The sequence below is a fragment of the Bacillus sp. SD088 genome (assembly GCF_017355205.1).
In the GTDB taxonomy this organism is placed as follows: domain Bacteria; phylum Bacillota; class Bacilli; order Bacillales; family Bacillaceae_C; genus Lederbergia.
Genome location: NZ_JADIJK010000011.1, coordinates 102,265 through 117,977, shown reverse-complemented (window position 1 = coordinate 117,977; position 15,713 = coordinate 102,265). Strand labels below are relative to the sequence as shown.

Here is a 15,713-nt window from a genome sequence, read left to right as displayed (position 1 = left end):
AAAACCTCCTAATTAGATTGTTAAGGTTAATCCTGATGAAGCTAGAATTGTATCCCCTGAATGTTTTTCTTTTGCTTCAGACATTAATTGCTCATAATCACCGAAATGTGGTAAATGTGTAAGCATCAATTTCTTTACGTTCGCCAATTGAGCTAATTGGCCTGCCTGATCACTTGTCATATGATTGAAAGCTGATTTCTTCATATCCTTGTAATAATTCGATTCACATAATAATAAATCTCCACCTTGCGAGAAATCTACTAGTTCAGGAAAGTACGCTGTATCTGCCGTATAGACCAACGTTTTCGATCCAACTTTTATGCGCATCGCATAACAAGGTACCGGATGAATAGTCTTGATAAACTCAATCTGGAATGGACCAATATGTAAAGGTTCATCGCCCGTATAGGCTACACCCGTTGTTATACTTTTATACGTTAACGCTGTAAATCCAGCTTGATCTTCTTGATGCCCGTAAATCGGTATATTTCCAGAAAATCCTTCCGTGTATTTGCCAATTAATAAAGCATGTTGGAACACGCCAATATCTGCAACATGGTCGGGATGGTAATGCGAAACAATAACCGCATCTAATTCTGTTGGTTTTAAATAATATTGCAACTGTGATAATACAGCACTGCCACAGTCAACTAAAAGCTTGAAACCATTATGTTCTAATAAGTATCCAGAGCTGGCTTCTCCCACTTTCGGATAGCCTCCCCAATGACCAATCACCGTTAACTTCATGTCTCACACTCCTTATTACATAGCTTGCCCATCAAATTAACTATACTTTATTCTCATGTTTTTTTCATGTTTTAAAGGTTTTTATTGACACTTACATTCTGTTATAATACAATTTAATCAAATGAATACAGTATCATAACAAAAAATAGAAAGGAAGAATGGAATAATGATTGCTAGCATCGTAGAATTTTTCAAAGAGTTACCCCCTAAAAAATGCTCACAATGCGGTGAAAAGATTGTTGAACAACATGAATGCTATGGAAATCTGTGCGACCAATGTAACTCAATCTAATCATATTCACATATAGTAAGATAAAAAGCAGGATCCTGTTCATGACAGAATTCTGCTTTTGTTATTTCCCTTTTAAAGCTTGATCATTGACGAAAAAGCGAATTTCATGATCATCTTCGGTATTATTGTAGGAATAGTTCTTACTTGAAAATGGTGTATAGTCAAATTGAAAATACTCTTCTACTCCGTTTTCTGTGTTCCTTTTTTTCTTATGAATATTCATAAACAATTCCCGCTTTTTCTCCTGTTTTAAACGTCCATATGGAAAATTCGAATCATAGGCATACAAGCGGATGAGATTTGGGTCGAATTCGTCATATTCCATTTTATAGATATTCACTGCATGCCCACCTGACTCTTTATGCAAAGAGGCATAAACTACATTTCCATTTGCTAAAGCGTCCTCCACTTGATCTAGAATAGTTATATTCGAAGAATCATATGGCTTTGTCGTATAGTTAATAAATTCATTAGCGTAGATCCATTGGGTTTCTAACATTTTCACTAATGTTTGATCTGGCTCATCAATCTTACTTGGATCAATCGTTACATCATCAATATATGTCTCTTTTCCAATATAAGAAATTTGGTCATCTGTAAAACGATAGCCGTACAAATATCCATCATCTAAGAAAGGATAATGTTCTAATTGAGGTTCTAAATTATAGGATAGCGTTTTATAATCAGCACTGCCCAAAAGTTCTCTTAACCAAGATTTCATGGTCTCAGGTTTATAGCTTAGCTTTTGTTCGATCTCTTCCTGATTAAAAACCCGTTCAATCACACGTACAATTCCGGCACAGATCCCGCCATCTCCAAGCGGTGTTAACATATTACCAAAACGGAAGGCATTCGCATTTGAAAGAAAGCCTGTATCAATCACTTTAGCAGAGTACACTTCTTCCTGATTAAATTCATCATCAAAAATCCAAGGCATTGAATATTTTTTGACATAATCAGGTGTCCCCATAACGGTTCCATAATCAAGAAGAGCACGAGCGAGCCAATTATTATCAGTTTCATCAAGCGGCTGAAAAATTTTATCCAATAATGCATATACCCCATCTAAGAAAGCTGCAGATATAGGACCAATTTTTCCAATCGATAATTCAGTAATCCCATATTCCTCATCTTCATATTTGTCCTCCACAAAATCGTCGCTATCACGCCAAGCACGCTTAAAAATAAACACTTTGTGATCGAATCCTGCAACGGCACGGCTAAATTGAAAACCAGACACACGGAAATAATAATACTTTTCAATTCTTTCATATGTATCTGGATTAAGAATATATACTGGAGATGAATCATTAATCGTCGCAAAAATGGCATCATCTTCTACGCGTTGTTTTTTTATTTCCACAAAATCTTCTTTATTAAAATCAAAATAAAAAGCTTTTAACTCTTTTTGATTTTTAACATCTTGTGGAAGCTTTAGCTCCACTTCCCCATTGTAATTAAAAAATTGCACAGGTTCACGAACTGGTTCATAAATAGCATCTAGCTCATCTTGTTGGTAGGGTTCAATAAATGAATGGTATTTCGCATTTAAATCATTTGTATGTATCGTTACATCTAAAGCTTCATCTTCAATACTAAATTCATCAATGGTGTTCTTATCCAAAGGCTCTGTTGGATCAAGCCCTTCTTTTATTTTAGCCAGATCACTAATCCCGTCATCAGCGGACGAAAACTTTTTTGGATCTGTATGATAGGTATGAATCGCATCCCAATCTGATATCCCATTCCCTGAAGTATCATCGACATATGGATTTAACCCTGCATCCACCTTTTCTTGAATGGTCATCTTCTGCTCACCAATTTTTTCATTACCATGTAACTCAATCATCGTATTAGTAGAAATCGCTGCATCCTCCGGTAAAGCTTTTAAATATTTTTCTAGTCGATAATCCTTGTATTTTTGATAACCCCAAAATCCTCCAGCAATTAAGAGAGAAGAGGCAACAAACACAGCAAATAAGATGAAGATGATTTTTCCGACTACTCGCAAAAATTTCTTCACTTCAAAACCTCCCTATAGCCATAATCAACGTTCAGTATACGTTATCAGCAGCTCATGAGCGATTGTTTCAGGGAAATTCAGGTAAAAAGAACGATAATTCCTCTATATTGCAATGAAACAGCATAGGAAAAAGGATATATTAATTGGAGGCATTAAATGGAGTTTCGGGCTATCTCTTCTTTACATGGAATAAACTTCTTTTTTATCCCATATGTTTTTATATAATTTATTCTAGATTGGAGCGATTTTGATGACTGACTCTCAGCCCGTGATTACAAAAGAAATGCTTGTGCGTTATTATCAATTAAATGAGCAGAAAAAGAGAACAGAAGAACAGTTAGACGAACTTAAGAACATATTCAACCATTACTTTGACCTATTTCTGGGCTATCATAAGAAAGGCGAAGTCACTGTAGATGAATATATGTTACAAAGGCAAATTCGCACGATAGAAAAATATGAACAAGAAGAAACTGTTAAAAGATTGGAAACTCTTCAATTAAATGAGTTAGTCCAAAAACGGCCTGACAATAAAAAAATCAAGTCAGCCTTAGATTTAGGAATATTGAGTGAAACTGATTTAGATGGTTGTAAACAGGTAAATAAATTAAATGTGATCATTGTAAAACCAGTGGAGCATGTAAACTCAACTTTTACTAAATGATGGTTGATCAGACGAAGAGTCAAGCTATAAATCTACTCTTCGTCTTTCTTCTTTGACAGATCGTTTAAGTATTCAAAAAAATAATTGCTTGTTTTCTCGAACTTCATGTTAAAATAGTATCAATCATAATAATAGATTTTTCAAAATGACTTCTCATAAAAGGTGATCTAAATGTGGAAATGGATTTTACTTATTCTTACACCATTCGTAGTACTAGCTATCTTTGAAGAAGTAATCAATTATATTGTGCTGCGCATGACTGGCACAAAGAAAAAAAGAAAAAAGTCAAAGAAAAAAGATCTGCAAATACCTGAATCTAAGCAGCATAGCCATGGCTCCTAAGCGATTTAGCTCGTGTTGTGTGCTCTTTCCTATTGGCTTCAATTTTTAACAGGGCACTCCTCGATTATTCCCCATCCCCTTCAGTCGTTCCATCGCCTCGCCCCCTTCAATCTTTTTTTATTGACAATTTCCTCTAAATGTATATGCAAAAACGATAATTTATGAAAAGTTTCTGAACAGATTGCATAAATGCCCATTCCCTTCATATTTTTGGCTATAATGATAATGGAAGTATGGAGGGTTTGGAGGTTTTTTGATGAAAAAATATGGAATGCTACTTTTATTGTCCTGTTTATTAGTTATCGCAGGTTGTTCATCTAAAGAAGGAAGACCATTAGAAGATTTCCAATATACGGATCAAGAAGGACAAAGCTTTGGGCTTAAAGACTTGGAAGATAAGGTATGGGTAGGCAATTTGATTTTTACAAATTGCACAACCATTTGTCCGACCTTGACAGCCAATATGAGTGATCTTCAAAGACAAGTGGAAGATGCAGGGATAGATAATGTGCATTTCGTTTCGTTTAGTGTAGACCCTGAAGTTGATACCCCGGAAGGCTTAAAAAAATTTGGAGAATCTTTTGGAGCTAATTTCTCAACTTGGCATTTTCTAACTGGCTATAGCCAAGGTGAGATTGAAGATTATGCTCTTAAAAATTTCAAAGAATGGGTCGTCAAACCTGAAAATGATGACCAGGTCATTCATGGTACAAAATTTTTCCTCATGAATAAAAAGGGTGAGGTCATTAGTGATTATCCTGCTGACAAGGATGTGCCGTATAAACAAATACTAAAAGATATTAAATCCGCTGCAAAACATTAAAAACCAAGCAAAGAACACTACCACATTGTTCTTTGCTTGGTTTTTATATTTCATCGCACATACAAGCCATTCTTCATCAATTAAGAAATTGCTTCATTTTTTCAGCAGCCGCTCTTCCTTGAGTAATACAGTCTGGTAATCCAAGGCCATCACACGAACTCCCTGTCACAAATACACCAGGCATTTTTTTACTCAATGATTCGCTCAGCTCATTCATGCGTTGATGATGCCCAACATTATATTGGGGAAAGGCCTTCTTCCATCTTGTAACAATTGAAAATTCCGGCTTTTCTGTGATATTTAATATTTCCTGTAGGTCTTCTAAAACCATTTTTTCAATTTCTGAATCAGAAAGATCCACAACGGTTTCTTCTCCAATTCGTCCTACATAACAACGAAGAAGGGCCATCCCTTTAGGGGCGGTATGCGGCCATTTTTTATGCGTCCATGTACAAGCTGTAATCGTATAATCACTATGTCTTGACACAACAAACCCAACCCCATCTGCTAGATTAATAGCATCCTCTTTAAAGGCTGTGACGACAGAAGCCACGGTTGTCGCTGACATATCTGTATAGTCTCTTAAATAATTTTCAGCCGGCGTTAATTCTGGCATCATTGGATGTGGAAGAGCTAGAATCACCCCATCGGCTTGAATCGATCTCCCATCATTTAATTTCATTTCATAATGGGTGTTTTTCACCATTTCTACTTCTTTTACTGCAATGCCTTTTAAGATTGTCACATCCTTAAGCTGTGTTTCAATTGCTTCGACTAATGATTGTAAACCATTTTTTAGAGTAAGAAAAACACCTTGGTTTTTACTCGTTAAGGTCCCTTGCCCAGCTTCTTTCGACATTTTCTTTAATCCACGAATTAAACTTCGATGTTCCTTTTCAGCTTCATGAAATTGCGGGAAGGTAGATAGCAGGCTTAGTTGATCCATATCACCAATATAAATACCAGATAATAGAGGTTCCACTAAATTTTCTGCAACCTCCTCGCCTAATCTTCTTCTAATAAAACTGCCAACCGATTGATCCCCTTCCACTTTAGAACGTGGCAAAATATAATCACATGCTGCTCTAACTTTCCCTTGTACTGAAAAAAGACCCGTTTTCAAAAACGGCCCCAACTTTGTAGGAATCCCCATAACAGCCCCAACAGGCATCGGGTACATATGATCTTTTACCACAATATGTGTCTTCCCTGCGGTATTCCTAACAAGGTCATGTGCCAAACCAACATCCTGCACTAGCTGTTTAGCATCTGATTTCCGTTCAAGAAAGGAGTCAGCACCTTTTTCAATCACAAAACCATCTTTATATTCTGTCTGTATCTTACCGCCTAACCGATGATTTGCTTCAATTAGTGTCAATTCAATCGGCAATTGGTGCTGATTAATCGCTCGATTCAAATAAAAAGCGGAAGTTAAGCCGGTGATCCCTCCACCGACTATCACCACTTTTTTCTTTTGTTGATTCATAAACAATCGCCTACTTTATCCTGCATTAATTTTTCCCAAGATGCTTAAGAACAACGGTAGACAACACATCAATAAATTCAGGCTGAGCATCTGGCATAGCTGGACGGTAGTAGGAAGCTCCTACTTCATCTGTCACTACTTTACATTCCACATCATTGTCATAAAGAACTTCTAAATGAGTAGAAACAAAGCCAACCGGAGTATACACAAACGTTTTATACCCTTTACTTTCAAAAAGTTCTCGTGTTAAATCTTGCACATCAGGGCCTAACCATGGATCTGGTGTATTTCCTTCACTTTGCCAGCCAACATGATAAGTCGTTACACCCGCTGTTTCAGCTATCAATTGAGCTGTTTGCTTCAACTGCTCTGGGTAAGGGTCACCAAATTCTAATATTTTTTCTGGAAGACTATGAGCTGAAACAATCAAGCAAGCTGCTTCTCGTTCGTTCTCGCTCATATTTTCATATATCTCTTTCACTTCGTTTGCCCAGAACTGAATAAACTTAGGTTCAGTATACCAGCTCTCAATAGATGTGATTGTTGGACCGCCGCATTTTTCCGCTGTTTCTTTTGCTCGTTTATTATAAGACTCAACACTGAAAGTAGAAAAATGAGGTGCAAGTACAAGAGAAACAGCTTCTTCTATTCCGTCTTCATGCATTTTCTGCACGGCATCTTCAATAAAAGGCTCAATATGTTTTAGTCCTATATACGTTTTAAATTCAATTTCATCTTGCATTTCATTTAAATGATCTTGCAAGCCATACGCTTGCTGTTCTGTAATCTTAGCTAGTGGAGAGATTCCACCAATAGCTTGATAACGATTTTGTAAATCTTCTAGTGCTTCTTTTGAAGGGGCTCGACCGTGGCGAATATGTGTATAATATCGCTCGATGTCATCCTCATGGTAGGGTGTCCCATATGCCATGACTAATAAACCGATCTTTTTCTTACTCATTTCCTTCACTCCTCGTTCCTTTTAACTAAGCTTACTTTTTACTATATTCATGAATAAAATTCGTCAATTTCTTTAAAACATCCGGACTTACCTCTGGAAAAACACCATGGCCGAGATTAAAGATAAAGCCTGGTTGTTGCATCCCTTGATCAAGGATTTCCTTCGCTTTTGTTTCAATTGTAGACCAATCCGCAATCAGTACAGCTGGATCAAGATTTCCTTGCACAGCTTTGGTGACTCCTAATTGCCTCGCTTCTGAAATCGGTAATCTCCAATCTAACCCTACGACATCAAGCGGCAAATCGTTCCATTCCAGTACAAGATGACTCGCTCCTACCCCATGCATGATCAATGGTACATTTACTTCTTTCATTTCATTAAATATTTTTTCCATTGTTGGTTTAATATAGGTCTGGTAATCCACCCTGCTCACTGCCCCAACCCATGAATCAAAAATTTGTAGAGCGCTTGCCCCAACTTGCACTTGTGCCTTTAGATAACGAACGGTCATATTCGCAAGCTTGTCCATTAAAAGGAACCAAGCTTGTGATTCAGCATACATAAAAGCTTTCGTTTTATGGTAATTTTTCGATGGTCCTCCCTCAATCATGTAACTTGCCAAAGTAAAAGGTGCTCCTGCAAACCCAATTAACGGAACAGTTAGTTGTTCTTTTGTTAGGAGCTTGATCGTGTCTAATACATAAGGAATATCCTGCTCTGGGTCAATTTCTCCTAGCTTTTCAATATCTTCTTTCGATCGGATCGGTTGATCAATAACAGGTCCAATGCCACTTTTGATTTCAACATCGACGCCTATTGCTGGAAGTGGAGTCATAATATCTTTATAAAGGATCGCCGCATCAACATTATACATATCAACAGGAAGCTTTGTGACATACGCACATAACTCAGGCTGATGTGTGATCTCAAATAAAGAATATTTCTCTTTTAATTTCCGGTATTCAGCTTGTGATCGGCCGGCTTGACGCATATACCAAACAGGTACATGTTCCGCACGCTCTCCTCTTGCCGCTCGCAAAAATGTATTATTCGTTATTTTTGTCATAAATATATAAATCCGCCTTTCGCAAACATGCTATAATTTACTTAGTACGAAATAATAGTGGTTGTCCTAACTATATTATTTTTACCAAGCAAAGTATAGCAACTAGAGCCGCTTGTCATAAAATTGTCCGATTTCATTACTACTTTTTATTCATATTTTGTCCATATTGCGGGAGACTTTAAACCTACAGACAATAGGAATTCTGTTTCAAGTTCGATAACAATGGGTAAAATACAGCAACCATGGTACCTATTGAATATGACAGATGGAGTGATAAAAATGTATATGTATATAACCGCCGGAACGTATCCGTATTTAAAAAAACTCGAGGAACAGCATCCAACTGAGAAAATGATGCTTATGCAAAACATGCGTACAACAGAATTATGGCATGAAACAAATAAAGGCTCGTTCTTCCAATCACCGCGGAAGTACGAGACGATGGATGCATTTGGTCATTTTGCTAGCGAAGGATTTGTAGCATGCCATTATGTATCTGTCCGCGATGAGAACAGACCATTATTTGAATATAATTTCGAAAATAAACTTACGCTCATTAAACAGGAAGAAGGGATAATAGCGGCGCGGATTTTACGTCCATTATCAAGTGAAATCTACATCATCATGACATTGTGGCAAACCGAGAGTTTCTATGTGCGCTGGGAAAAGTCCTCCACCTTCGCCCAATTTCAAATCCCCCAGCACCTAGGGAATATGTTTTCGTCCCCTCCTCATACGTATACGTATATTGTTTCCGAAGATGAGATAGAAGAATTGGATGACGATCCATTTAATCCAGAGAGTTCTTGAACTTTCTGGGTTAAATCAGATTATTTTTCGGAAGGGCTCTGCGGTTTAAATTCTGTTCTCACAGCTTTCAAAAATGACATTCCCATCAGCAATACAACAATTGTAAAAGGCAAGGCAGCAATGATCAGCATATTTTGTAGTCCTTGTGTTCCTCCAAAATAAACAATAATTGCTGCAAGAGCAGCTTGTGCTAACCCCCACATAATTTTCACTGAATTGGCTGGGTTTAATAATCCATTGGTACTCAACATACCTAATACAAATGTTGCTGAATCTGCTGAAGTAATAAAAAAGATTGCAACCACAAATACGGTTATAATAGACATTGGAGTGCCAAGCGGATATTCTGCCAATACCCCAAATGTAGAGGTTTCTACTGACAACTCTGATATCTTGGCTATCCCATTTTGCTCAAGATTCAGTGCAGAAACACCGAAAACGGAGAAAAAGATAAAACAAACAAGAGCTGGAACAAATAAAACACCCAGCATAAATTCTTTCACTGTTCTTCCTTTTGAAATTCGCGCAATAAAGATCCCTACAAAAGGAGACCAGGAGATCCACCATGCCCAATAGAAGATCGTCCAATCATCAATCCAAGCTCTCGTCTCTTCATTGAGCGGTCCGATCCGTAAGCTCATCCGAAAGAAATCACTTAAATACGCCCCGATTGTGTGGGTAAACATATTAAGAATATAAAGTGTCGGGCCAACAATAAATAATAAAAGTAAGAGAACCCCAGCAAGTCCCATATTGATATTACTTAAATACTTGATCCCACGGCCAATCCCGGACCATGCTGACCAAATGAACAAAGCCGCCGACACAACCAATATCACGATTTGAACGGCAAATGTATCAGGTGTTCCGATTAAAAAAGAAAGTCCACTTGTAATTTGTGCGGAACCGAATCCTAATGTAGCTGCCACACCAACAACAGTGGCAAATACAGCAAGAATATCCACCCATTTTCCAAGTCTCCCCTCCATTCTCTTCTTACCAAATATAGGAACAAGCGTTGAACTAATTAAACCAGGGGCACCTTGATGAAATTTAAAATATGCCAAAACAAGACCGACGACTCCATATATCGCCCACGCGTGGATCCCCCAATGAAAAAACGAATATTTAAGGGCATCCTGAATGGCTTCATCAGACCCCAACTCAGCACCAGCACTACTCGTAAAAGCATGAGAGATCGGCTCGGCGGTTGTCCAAAAGACCAAGCCCATTCCCATCCCTGCGCTGAATAGCATGGCAAACCAAGACATTAAACTAAACTCAGGTCCATCATTTGCCTTACCTAGTTTGACATCTCCATACCGAGAAAACATTAAGAACACGCAAAACACCAGCATAACGATTACAGATAAAAGATAAAACCACCCAAAGTCTTTTGAAAGTAAATTTGTTATATTTGTCGTAAGAGACTCCAGATTTTCCGGTGCAATCGATCCCCAAATAACCACAAGCAAACAAATAGCAAGTGATACCCAAAACACACTTGTAACTTTATTCATCTTTTTTCACATCCTTACTATGTAAACGTATAGAAACTTCCAAGCAAATGCAACCGCTCTACATATTTTTTCCTTTTTTCTTCCCCCCCCCCCAAAAAACAAATCTTTTAAAAATACTGATATAATAGATGATAAAATACTATATGTGAGGTGTGTGAACAAATTGAAAGAGACTTTATTTAAAAAGCTAAATCATCATTATGATGAGATGGTTGAAATCCGCAGATATCTTCATCAACATCCTGAACTCTCCTTTCAAGAGAAAAAGACAGCCGCCTATATTGCGGAATATTACCGGAAATTAGGGGTAACGGAAATTCGCAGTGGAGTAGGAGGCAATGGAGTTGTAGCCAAAATAAGCGGTGGGAAACCGGGGAAGACCATTGCTTTACGGGCCGATTTTGATGCTTTACCAATCCAAGAGGAAACCGGACTTCCCTTCCAATCGACAAATCCTGGTGTGATGCATGCTTGCGGGCATGATGGACATACAGCCACCCTGCTTGTCCTCGCAAAAATACTCTTTCAAATGAAGGATGAGCTTGCCGGAGAGTATGTTTTGATCCATCAACACGCCGAGGAGCTTTCCCCAGGTGGGGCCAAGCCAATGATTGATGATGGTTGTTTGGATGGTGTGGACTTCATTTTCGGTACTCATTTATGGGCAACTGTTCCATATGGTACAGTCGCCTACCGAAAGGGACCTATTATGGCAGCAGCTGATCGATTTGAAATTAAAATTAATGGTTACGGGGGGCACGGTGCACAACCACATAAATCAAAAGACTCCATTGTCATTGCCTCTCAATTGGTAATGAATGTACAACAGATTGTGAGTAGAAAAGTAGATCCGATTGAATCAGCCGTACTTTCAATTGGCTATTTCCAAGCAGAAAATTCCTTTAATGTGATTGCCGATCAGGTCACCCTTGGGGGCACAGTCCGTACATTTAATCCTGCCGTCCAAAACATGGTCAAAATGGAGCTAGAAAGAATCACAAAAGGCACTTGCCTTGCAGCCGATTGTGATTTTGAATTTAACTATCATAAAGGCTACCCTGCCGTCGTCAATCATCCTGAGGAAACAGAGTGGCTCGCTCAATGGGCTAATGAGATTCCGGATATTGAAAATGTAGAAGAATCTGTTCTCGAAATGACGGGAGAGGACTTTGCTTATTATTTAGAAAAAGTGAAAGGAACGTTCTTTTTTACCGGCGCCAAGCCTGAAGGTGTGTCTGTACCGTTTCCCCACCATCATCCAAAATTTGATATCAATGAGAAAGCGATGCTTGCAGCCGCAAAAACACTGGGCCTTGTTGCATTACGAGCTGCTAAGTCATAGCACTAAACAGAAAAGAGGAATTCTATGGTCAGAACTCCTCTTTTCTCCTTCAGATAGAAGGTTTCACTAAAATTTTAATTTGATTCTTTTCTTTCATTAATGCCTCAAAACCTTCAGACACTATATCATCAAGGTCTATCTTCTTCGTGACAAGCTGATCAGCTTGAAAATAACCTTGATTCATTAATTCCATTACAGCTGGGAAAATATCTCTATAGGCAATGATTCCTTTCATAGATCTCTCTGTCAATACAATATTATTTGGAAGAATCGAAGCATCTGTTTCCCAAATAGATACAATAACCGTTTCACCTTCGAATGTTGTGGAATCAATGCATTGCTGTAAAACAGCTGGGACTCCGGTAACCTCATAGGCCACATCTACCCCACCGTTCGTATATTCAAGCAGGCGTTGAACAGCATCCTCTTCTATAGGGTTAATAACGGCTTTAGCACCTAATTCCTTCGCTTTTACTGCTCGTTCTGGCGAGATTTCAATTGCATAAATTTCAGAGGCCCCTGCAGCGCGTAATGCTTCAATGATCAGTAAACCAATAGGTCCCGCACCAAATACAGCTGCTTTATCTCCAGCTTTGAGTTTGCTTTGACGAACAGCATGAAGAGCTACAGCAGCCGGCTCTACCAATGCTCCTTGTTCAAAAGTAAGTCCTTCTGGCATCTTATGGACCATATGTTCATCTACCATCGTACATTCAGCGAATCCGCCTCCACCACCAGAGAGACCATGAAAACCTAAATGCTCACATACATTATATTTCCCTTTTTTACAGGCAAGGCATTCACCACAAGCAAGAATTGGTTCAACAACAACTGGATCGCCTACTTTTACCTTTGTTACATCTGAAGCTATCTCTGTTACAATACCAGAAAACTCATGTCCCATCACAATCGGGGCTACTTCCTTGCTTACATAATGCGGCTCTTCCACTGGAACAAAAATAGGGCCGGCTGCATATTCATGTAGATCACTTCCACAGATCCCAGCCCATTTTACTTCAATTTTTACTTTTCCCGCTGTGATGACAGGTTCCTCTACCGATTCTACACGGATATCTTTTGCTTCGTGCCATCTAGCTGCTTTCATCTTGACTCCCCCTAGAAAGATATTATTATGATCGATCATATGCTCACTATATCACAAACATTTAAAAATGTCGTCCTTTTTAGCTATTTGAACGACATTCTATACAAATTTATATAGAAAAAATTTTCTTTATTCTTGCAGGCGCATATACTCGTGCAAACAGGACAGCAAAGATAATTGAAATTCCCGCTACAATGGCACCGTGTAAGATATCCCCGCCTATCCATGCACAGACACCAAATATAACCGCCTGTAAGAGTAATATTTTCAATAATAATTGTAAAAAGGCATTATTTTTTTGGCTTTTCTTGATCGGATAAAGATTTGTCCAGATTTTCACTTCATACCGTCTTAAGATGGGAAATAGCTGAAAGCCTGTTAAATAAATAAACAATAAAGAAATCGCAAGTGATAAATATAATTGATCACTCCAAAGAATAATCAACGCTGAAATGACAGACAACCTGATAATTAATCCTGAATACTCATTCGTTCTTACGAGCGCGCGGGCATATAAAAAACGGTATGTCTCGTCACTTCCATAAGGAATCGAAGTAAACAAAGCATCAAGCCAACGTCTTCTTTTAACACGTCCTTTTAAATGCGGCACATCTGTAAACATATTCGCCACATGATAAAAAGCTTGCATTCTCGCTTGCTCCTTATCAACTAATCGCTCCCAATTAATCCCTTTATTTTTCGCAGCTTCCCTAACATAGATCGAAAAAGCAGCGATAATAAATAAGATAGCACCAATAAACCAAAATGAAGCATCATTTAGAATAAAATAAAGCAAGAGTCCGCTTCCTGCAAACCGAATAAGCCAATCGAAAATAAGCGAATATGAGGAAGCTATTTTGAGCATCCACCAATGAATTAATAAATTCCAATACTTTAATAAGATTGTTAAGAAAAGTAAATACAAGAACCACTTAAAGCTTTTGCCTGTTACTTGAACAAACATCGGCATACATGCGGCAACCACAAAAACAATCAGATAAATTTGGGTAACAAAACTTAAAGTAATTGCCTTTTTAAAATATGGCTTAAGCTTTGTCTCGAGCGGAAGCAAAAACACAATGTCTGCTTCTTTTAAAAGTGTTGTAATCGGACTTGCGGATAAAACTAAGGCCAACAGGATTGCCATAATAACCGCTATAGGAAATGAAGGCTGCAGGGTCTTGACCCATTGAGAATAATAATATAATGCAGCTCCCCCACCAAAAATGATTACAAATAATAAATGGTCATTGAACATGTATTTCATGTATTTCTGTAGTTCTTTTATATAGGCTTGTACTCTTTCCTTCCACAATTCATTTATTGTTTTCATCGATCTCTTCCTTTGTCAATTGCAAATAAATATCGTCTAGAGACGCATTCTTCATGGAAAACTCTTCACGCAAATCCTCCAGTGTTCCATTGGCTCTAATCTTCCCGTTATGCAAAATAATAAAACGATCACAATATCGCTCCGCTGTCGCTAAAATATGGGTGGACATCAAAATTCCTGCTCCATTGCTTTTCATGTTATTCATAAGGTCCAAAAGTGATTGAATCCCCAGTGGATCAAGTCCCACAAACGGTTCATCAATAATGTATAAAGAGGGCTCATTTAAAAACGCACACATAATCATGACCTTTTGCTTCATTCCTTTAGAAAAATGAGCTGGAAACCACTTTAGCTTCTGATCAAGACGAAATTCCTTTAATAACGGAGTCATTCGCTTTTTAAATAGTTCTTCAGGAAGATCATAAGCCATTGCAGTTAATTTTAAATGTTCTTCCAATGTTAACTCTTCATAAAGAATAGGTGTTTCTGGTACAAAAGAAAATTGCTTCCTATATTCTTCTGGTTTTTCTTTCAATGATATGCCATTAATAGTGATTTCTCCTGCGCGTTCTTCCATTAGCCCAATAATATGTTTGATTGTTGTACTTTTCCCAGCTCCGTTTAGACCAATTAACCCTACAATTTGGCCCGCGTTCACTTGAAAAGAAATATCTTCAATAACCGGTTTTTTTGTATATCCACCTGTTACATTCTTTATATCCAGTAAAGGCATGTCCCTTCGTCCTCTCTTTTATCCCGCATTTAACGGGCAGTAATCCTCCCACCTCAAGTCTTTAGAGAATACGGAGTAGCATAGGTGGGGATAACTGCCCGTAAAAGCCCGATTGGTTCAGGCCAACAAGATGTTGGTCACAAAGGCATAGCGACGTACAGGCCGTACTAGTGCAGGTGAAACGACAGGATGTCGTGTTTTGAACCTGCCGACAGGGTGTCGCGTTTTTCGCCTTTGATCCTCTGAAATCAGTGGGGGATGAAAATATTTCACTGATTGAAGTTTCACTTTATTCTCTATGTACATTAGTTTACCAAATTATTTCATCTATTGCTGATTCTTCTACCTTAAAAAAACCTTTTTTAAGATTGGCTCATTTTACCAGTATGAACAATTGAAGATCTGGCTATTATAATGGATGAAGGAGCGGGAAAGAAGTTGAACAGTCGAAAGACATCAACATCAT

The 15,713-nt window shown here is 38.1% G+C and carries 15 protein-coding genes; 6 read left to right on the top strand and 9 right to left on the bottom strand.

Translation table 11 applies throughout. The features are described 5' to 3' along the window. Nucleotides 1–12 precede the first annotated feature (12 nt). Nucleotides 13–747, bottom strand: coding sequence for an MBL fold metallo-hydrolase (locus tag IPU53_RS11545; protein ID WP_207450856.1), 735 nt, complete (start codon nucleotides 745–747; stop codon nucleotides 13–15). A 166-nt stretch (nucleotides 748–913) separates the two neighbouring features. On the opposite strand from IPU53_RS11545, the gene yhfH reads away from it, so the two are divergent. Then, entirely contained in the window at nucleotides 914–1,039 is a 126-nt protein-coding gene (gene yhfH / locus IPU53_RS11540; RefSeq protein WP_207450854.1) for a protein YhfH, read from the top strand. Nucleotides 1,040–1,100: 61 nt separating this feature from the next. Here yhfH and IPU53_RS11535 read toward each other — a convergent pair whose 3' ends face one another. After that, nucleotides 1,101–3,062 (bottom strand): hypothetical protein, encoded by a 1,962-nt coding sequence (locus IPU53_RS11535; protein ID WP_207450852.1) that lies wholly within the window; start codon nucleotides 3,060–3,062, stop codon nucleotides 1,101–1,103. A 250-nt stretch (nucleotides 3,063–3,312) separates the two neighbouring features. Between IPU53_RS11535 and IPU53_RS11530 the strand changes: the two genes are divergently transcribed. From IPU53_RS11530 to IPU53_RS11520, 3 genes are all read left to right on the top strand, one after another. Then, nucleotides 3,313–3,726 (top strand): hypothetical protein, encoded by a 414-nt coding sequence (locus IPU53_RS11530; RefSeq protein WP_207450850.1) that lies wholly within the window; start codon nucleotides 3,313–3,315, stop codon nucleotides 3,724–3,726. Nucleotides 3,727–3,897: 171 nt separating this feature from the next. After that, nucleotides 3,898–4,068 carry a hypothetical protein gene (locus tag IPU53_RS11525; RefSeq protein ID WP_207450848.1) on the top strand — a complete coding sequence of 57 codons (171 nt, stop codon included), beginning with the start codon at nucleotides 3,898–3,900 and terminating at the stop codon, nucleotides 4,066–4,068. A 256-nt stretch (nucleotides 4,069–4,324) separates the two neighbouring features. Beyond that, nucleotides 4,325–4,891, top strand: coding sequence for an SCO family protein (locus tag IPU53_RS11520; protein ID WP_207450846.1), 567 nt, complete (start codon nucleotides 4,325–4,327; stop codon nucleotides 4,889–4,891). A gap of 76 nt (nucleotides 4,892–4,967) precedes the next feature. On the opposite strand, the gene hemY is transcribed toward IPU53_RS11520, so the two are convergent. From hemY to hemE, 3 genes are read right to left on the bottom strand one after another with little or no spacing between them, the layout of a single operon-like run. After that, nucleotides 4,968–6,377 (bottom strand): protoporphyrinogen oxidase, encoded by a 1,410-nt coding sequence (hemY, locus tag IPU53_RS11515; RefSeq protein ID WP_207450844.1) that lies wholly within the window; start codon nucleotides 6,375–6,377, stop codon nucleotides 4,968–4,970. Between the two features lie 25 nt (nucleotides 6,378–6,402). Beyond that, complete coding sequence (gene hemH / locus IPU53_RS11510) at nucleotides 6,403–7,338, bottom strand: ferrochelatase (protein WP_207450842.1); 936 nt, start codon at nucleotides 7,336–7,338, stop codon at nucleotides 6,403–6,405. A gap of 31 nt (nucleotides 7,339–7,369) precedes the next feature. Continuing rightward, nucleotides 7,370–8,404, bottom strand: coding sequence for a uroporphyrinogen decarboxylase (gene hemE, locus IPU53_RS11505; RefSeq protein WP_207450840.1), 1,035 nt, complete (start codon nucleotides 8,402–8,404; stop codon nucleotides 7,370–7,372). A gap of 279 nt (nucleotides 8,405–8,683) precedes the next feature. Here hemE and IPU53_RS11500 point away from each other — a divergent pair, with 279 nt between their 5' ends. Beyond that, complete coding sequence (locus IPU53_RS11500) at nucleotides 8,684–9,214, top strand: antibiotic biosynthesis monooxygenase family protein (protein WP_207450838.1); 531 nt, start codon at nucleotides 8,684–8,686, stop codon at nucleotides 9,212–9,214. Between the two features lie 20 nt (nucleotides 9,215–9,234). Here IPU53_RS11500 and IPU53_RS11495 read toward each other — a convergent pair whose 3' ends face one another. Next, the gene (locus tag IPU53_RS11495; protein WP_207450836.1) at nucleotides 9,235–10,734 is read right to left on the bottom strand and encodes a BCCT family transporter; all 1,500 of its coding nucleotides are present in this window, start codon (nucleotides 10,732–10,734) and stop codon (nucleotides 9,235–9,237) included. Nucleotides 10,735–10,897: 163 nt separating this feature from the next. Here IPU53_RS11495 and IPU53_RS11490 point away from each other — a divergent pair, with 163 nt between their 5' ends. Beyond that, a complete protein-coding gene (locus tag IPU53_RS11490; RefSeq protein WP_278253273.1) occupies nucleotides 10,898–12,076 on the top strand; it encodes a M20 family metallopeptidase in 1,179 nt (392 codons plus the stop codon). A 49-nt stretch (nucleotides 12,077–12,125) separates the two neighbouring features. On the opposite strand, the gene IPU53_RS11485 is transcribed toward IPU53_RS11490, so the two are convergent. From IPU53_RS11485 to IPU53_RS11475, 3 genes are all read right to left on the bottom strand, one after another. Continuing rightward, complete coding sequence (locus tag IPU53_RS11485) at nucleotides 12,126–13,181, bottom strand: 2,3-butanediol dehydrogenase (protein ID WP_207450834.1); 1,056 nt, start codon at nucleotides 13,179–13,181, stop codon at nucleotides 12,126–12,128. A 109-nt stretch (nucleotides 13,182–13,290) separates the two neighbouring features. Further along, nucleotides 13,291–14,514: an ABC transporter permease gene (locus IPU53_RS11480; RefSeq protein ID WP_207450832.1), complete on the bottom strand. Its 1,224-nt coding sequence runs from the start codon at nucleotides 14,512–14,514 to the stop codon at nucleotides 13,291–13,293. Then, nucleotides 14,498–15,247 carry an ABC transporter ATP-binding protein gene (locus tag IPU53_RS11475; protein ID WP_207450830.1) on the bottom strand — a complete coding sequence of 250 codons (750 nt, stop codon included), beginning with the start codon at nucleotides 15,245–15,247 and terminating at the stop codon, nucleotides 14,498–14,500. Before IPU53_RS11475 ends, IPU53_RS11480 begins: the two co-directional genes overlap by 17 nt. Nucleotides 15,248–15,713 lie beyond the last annotated feature (466 nt).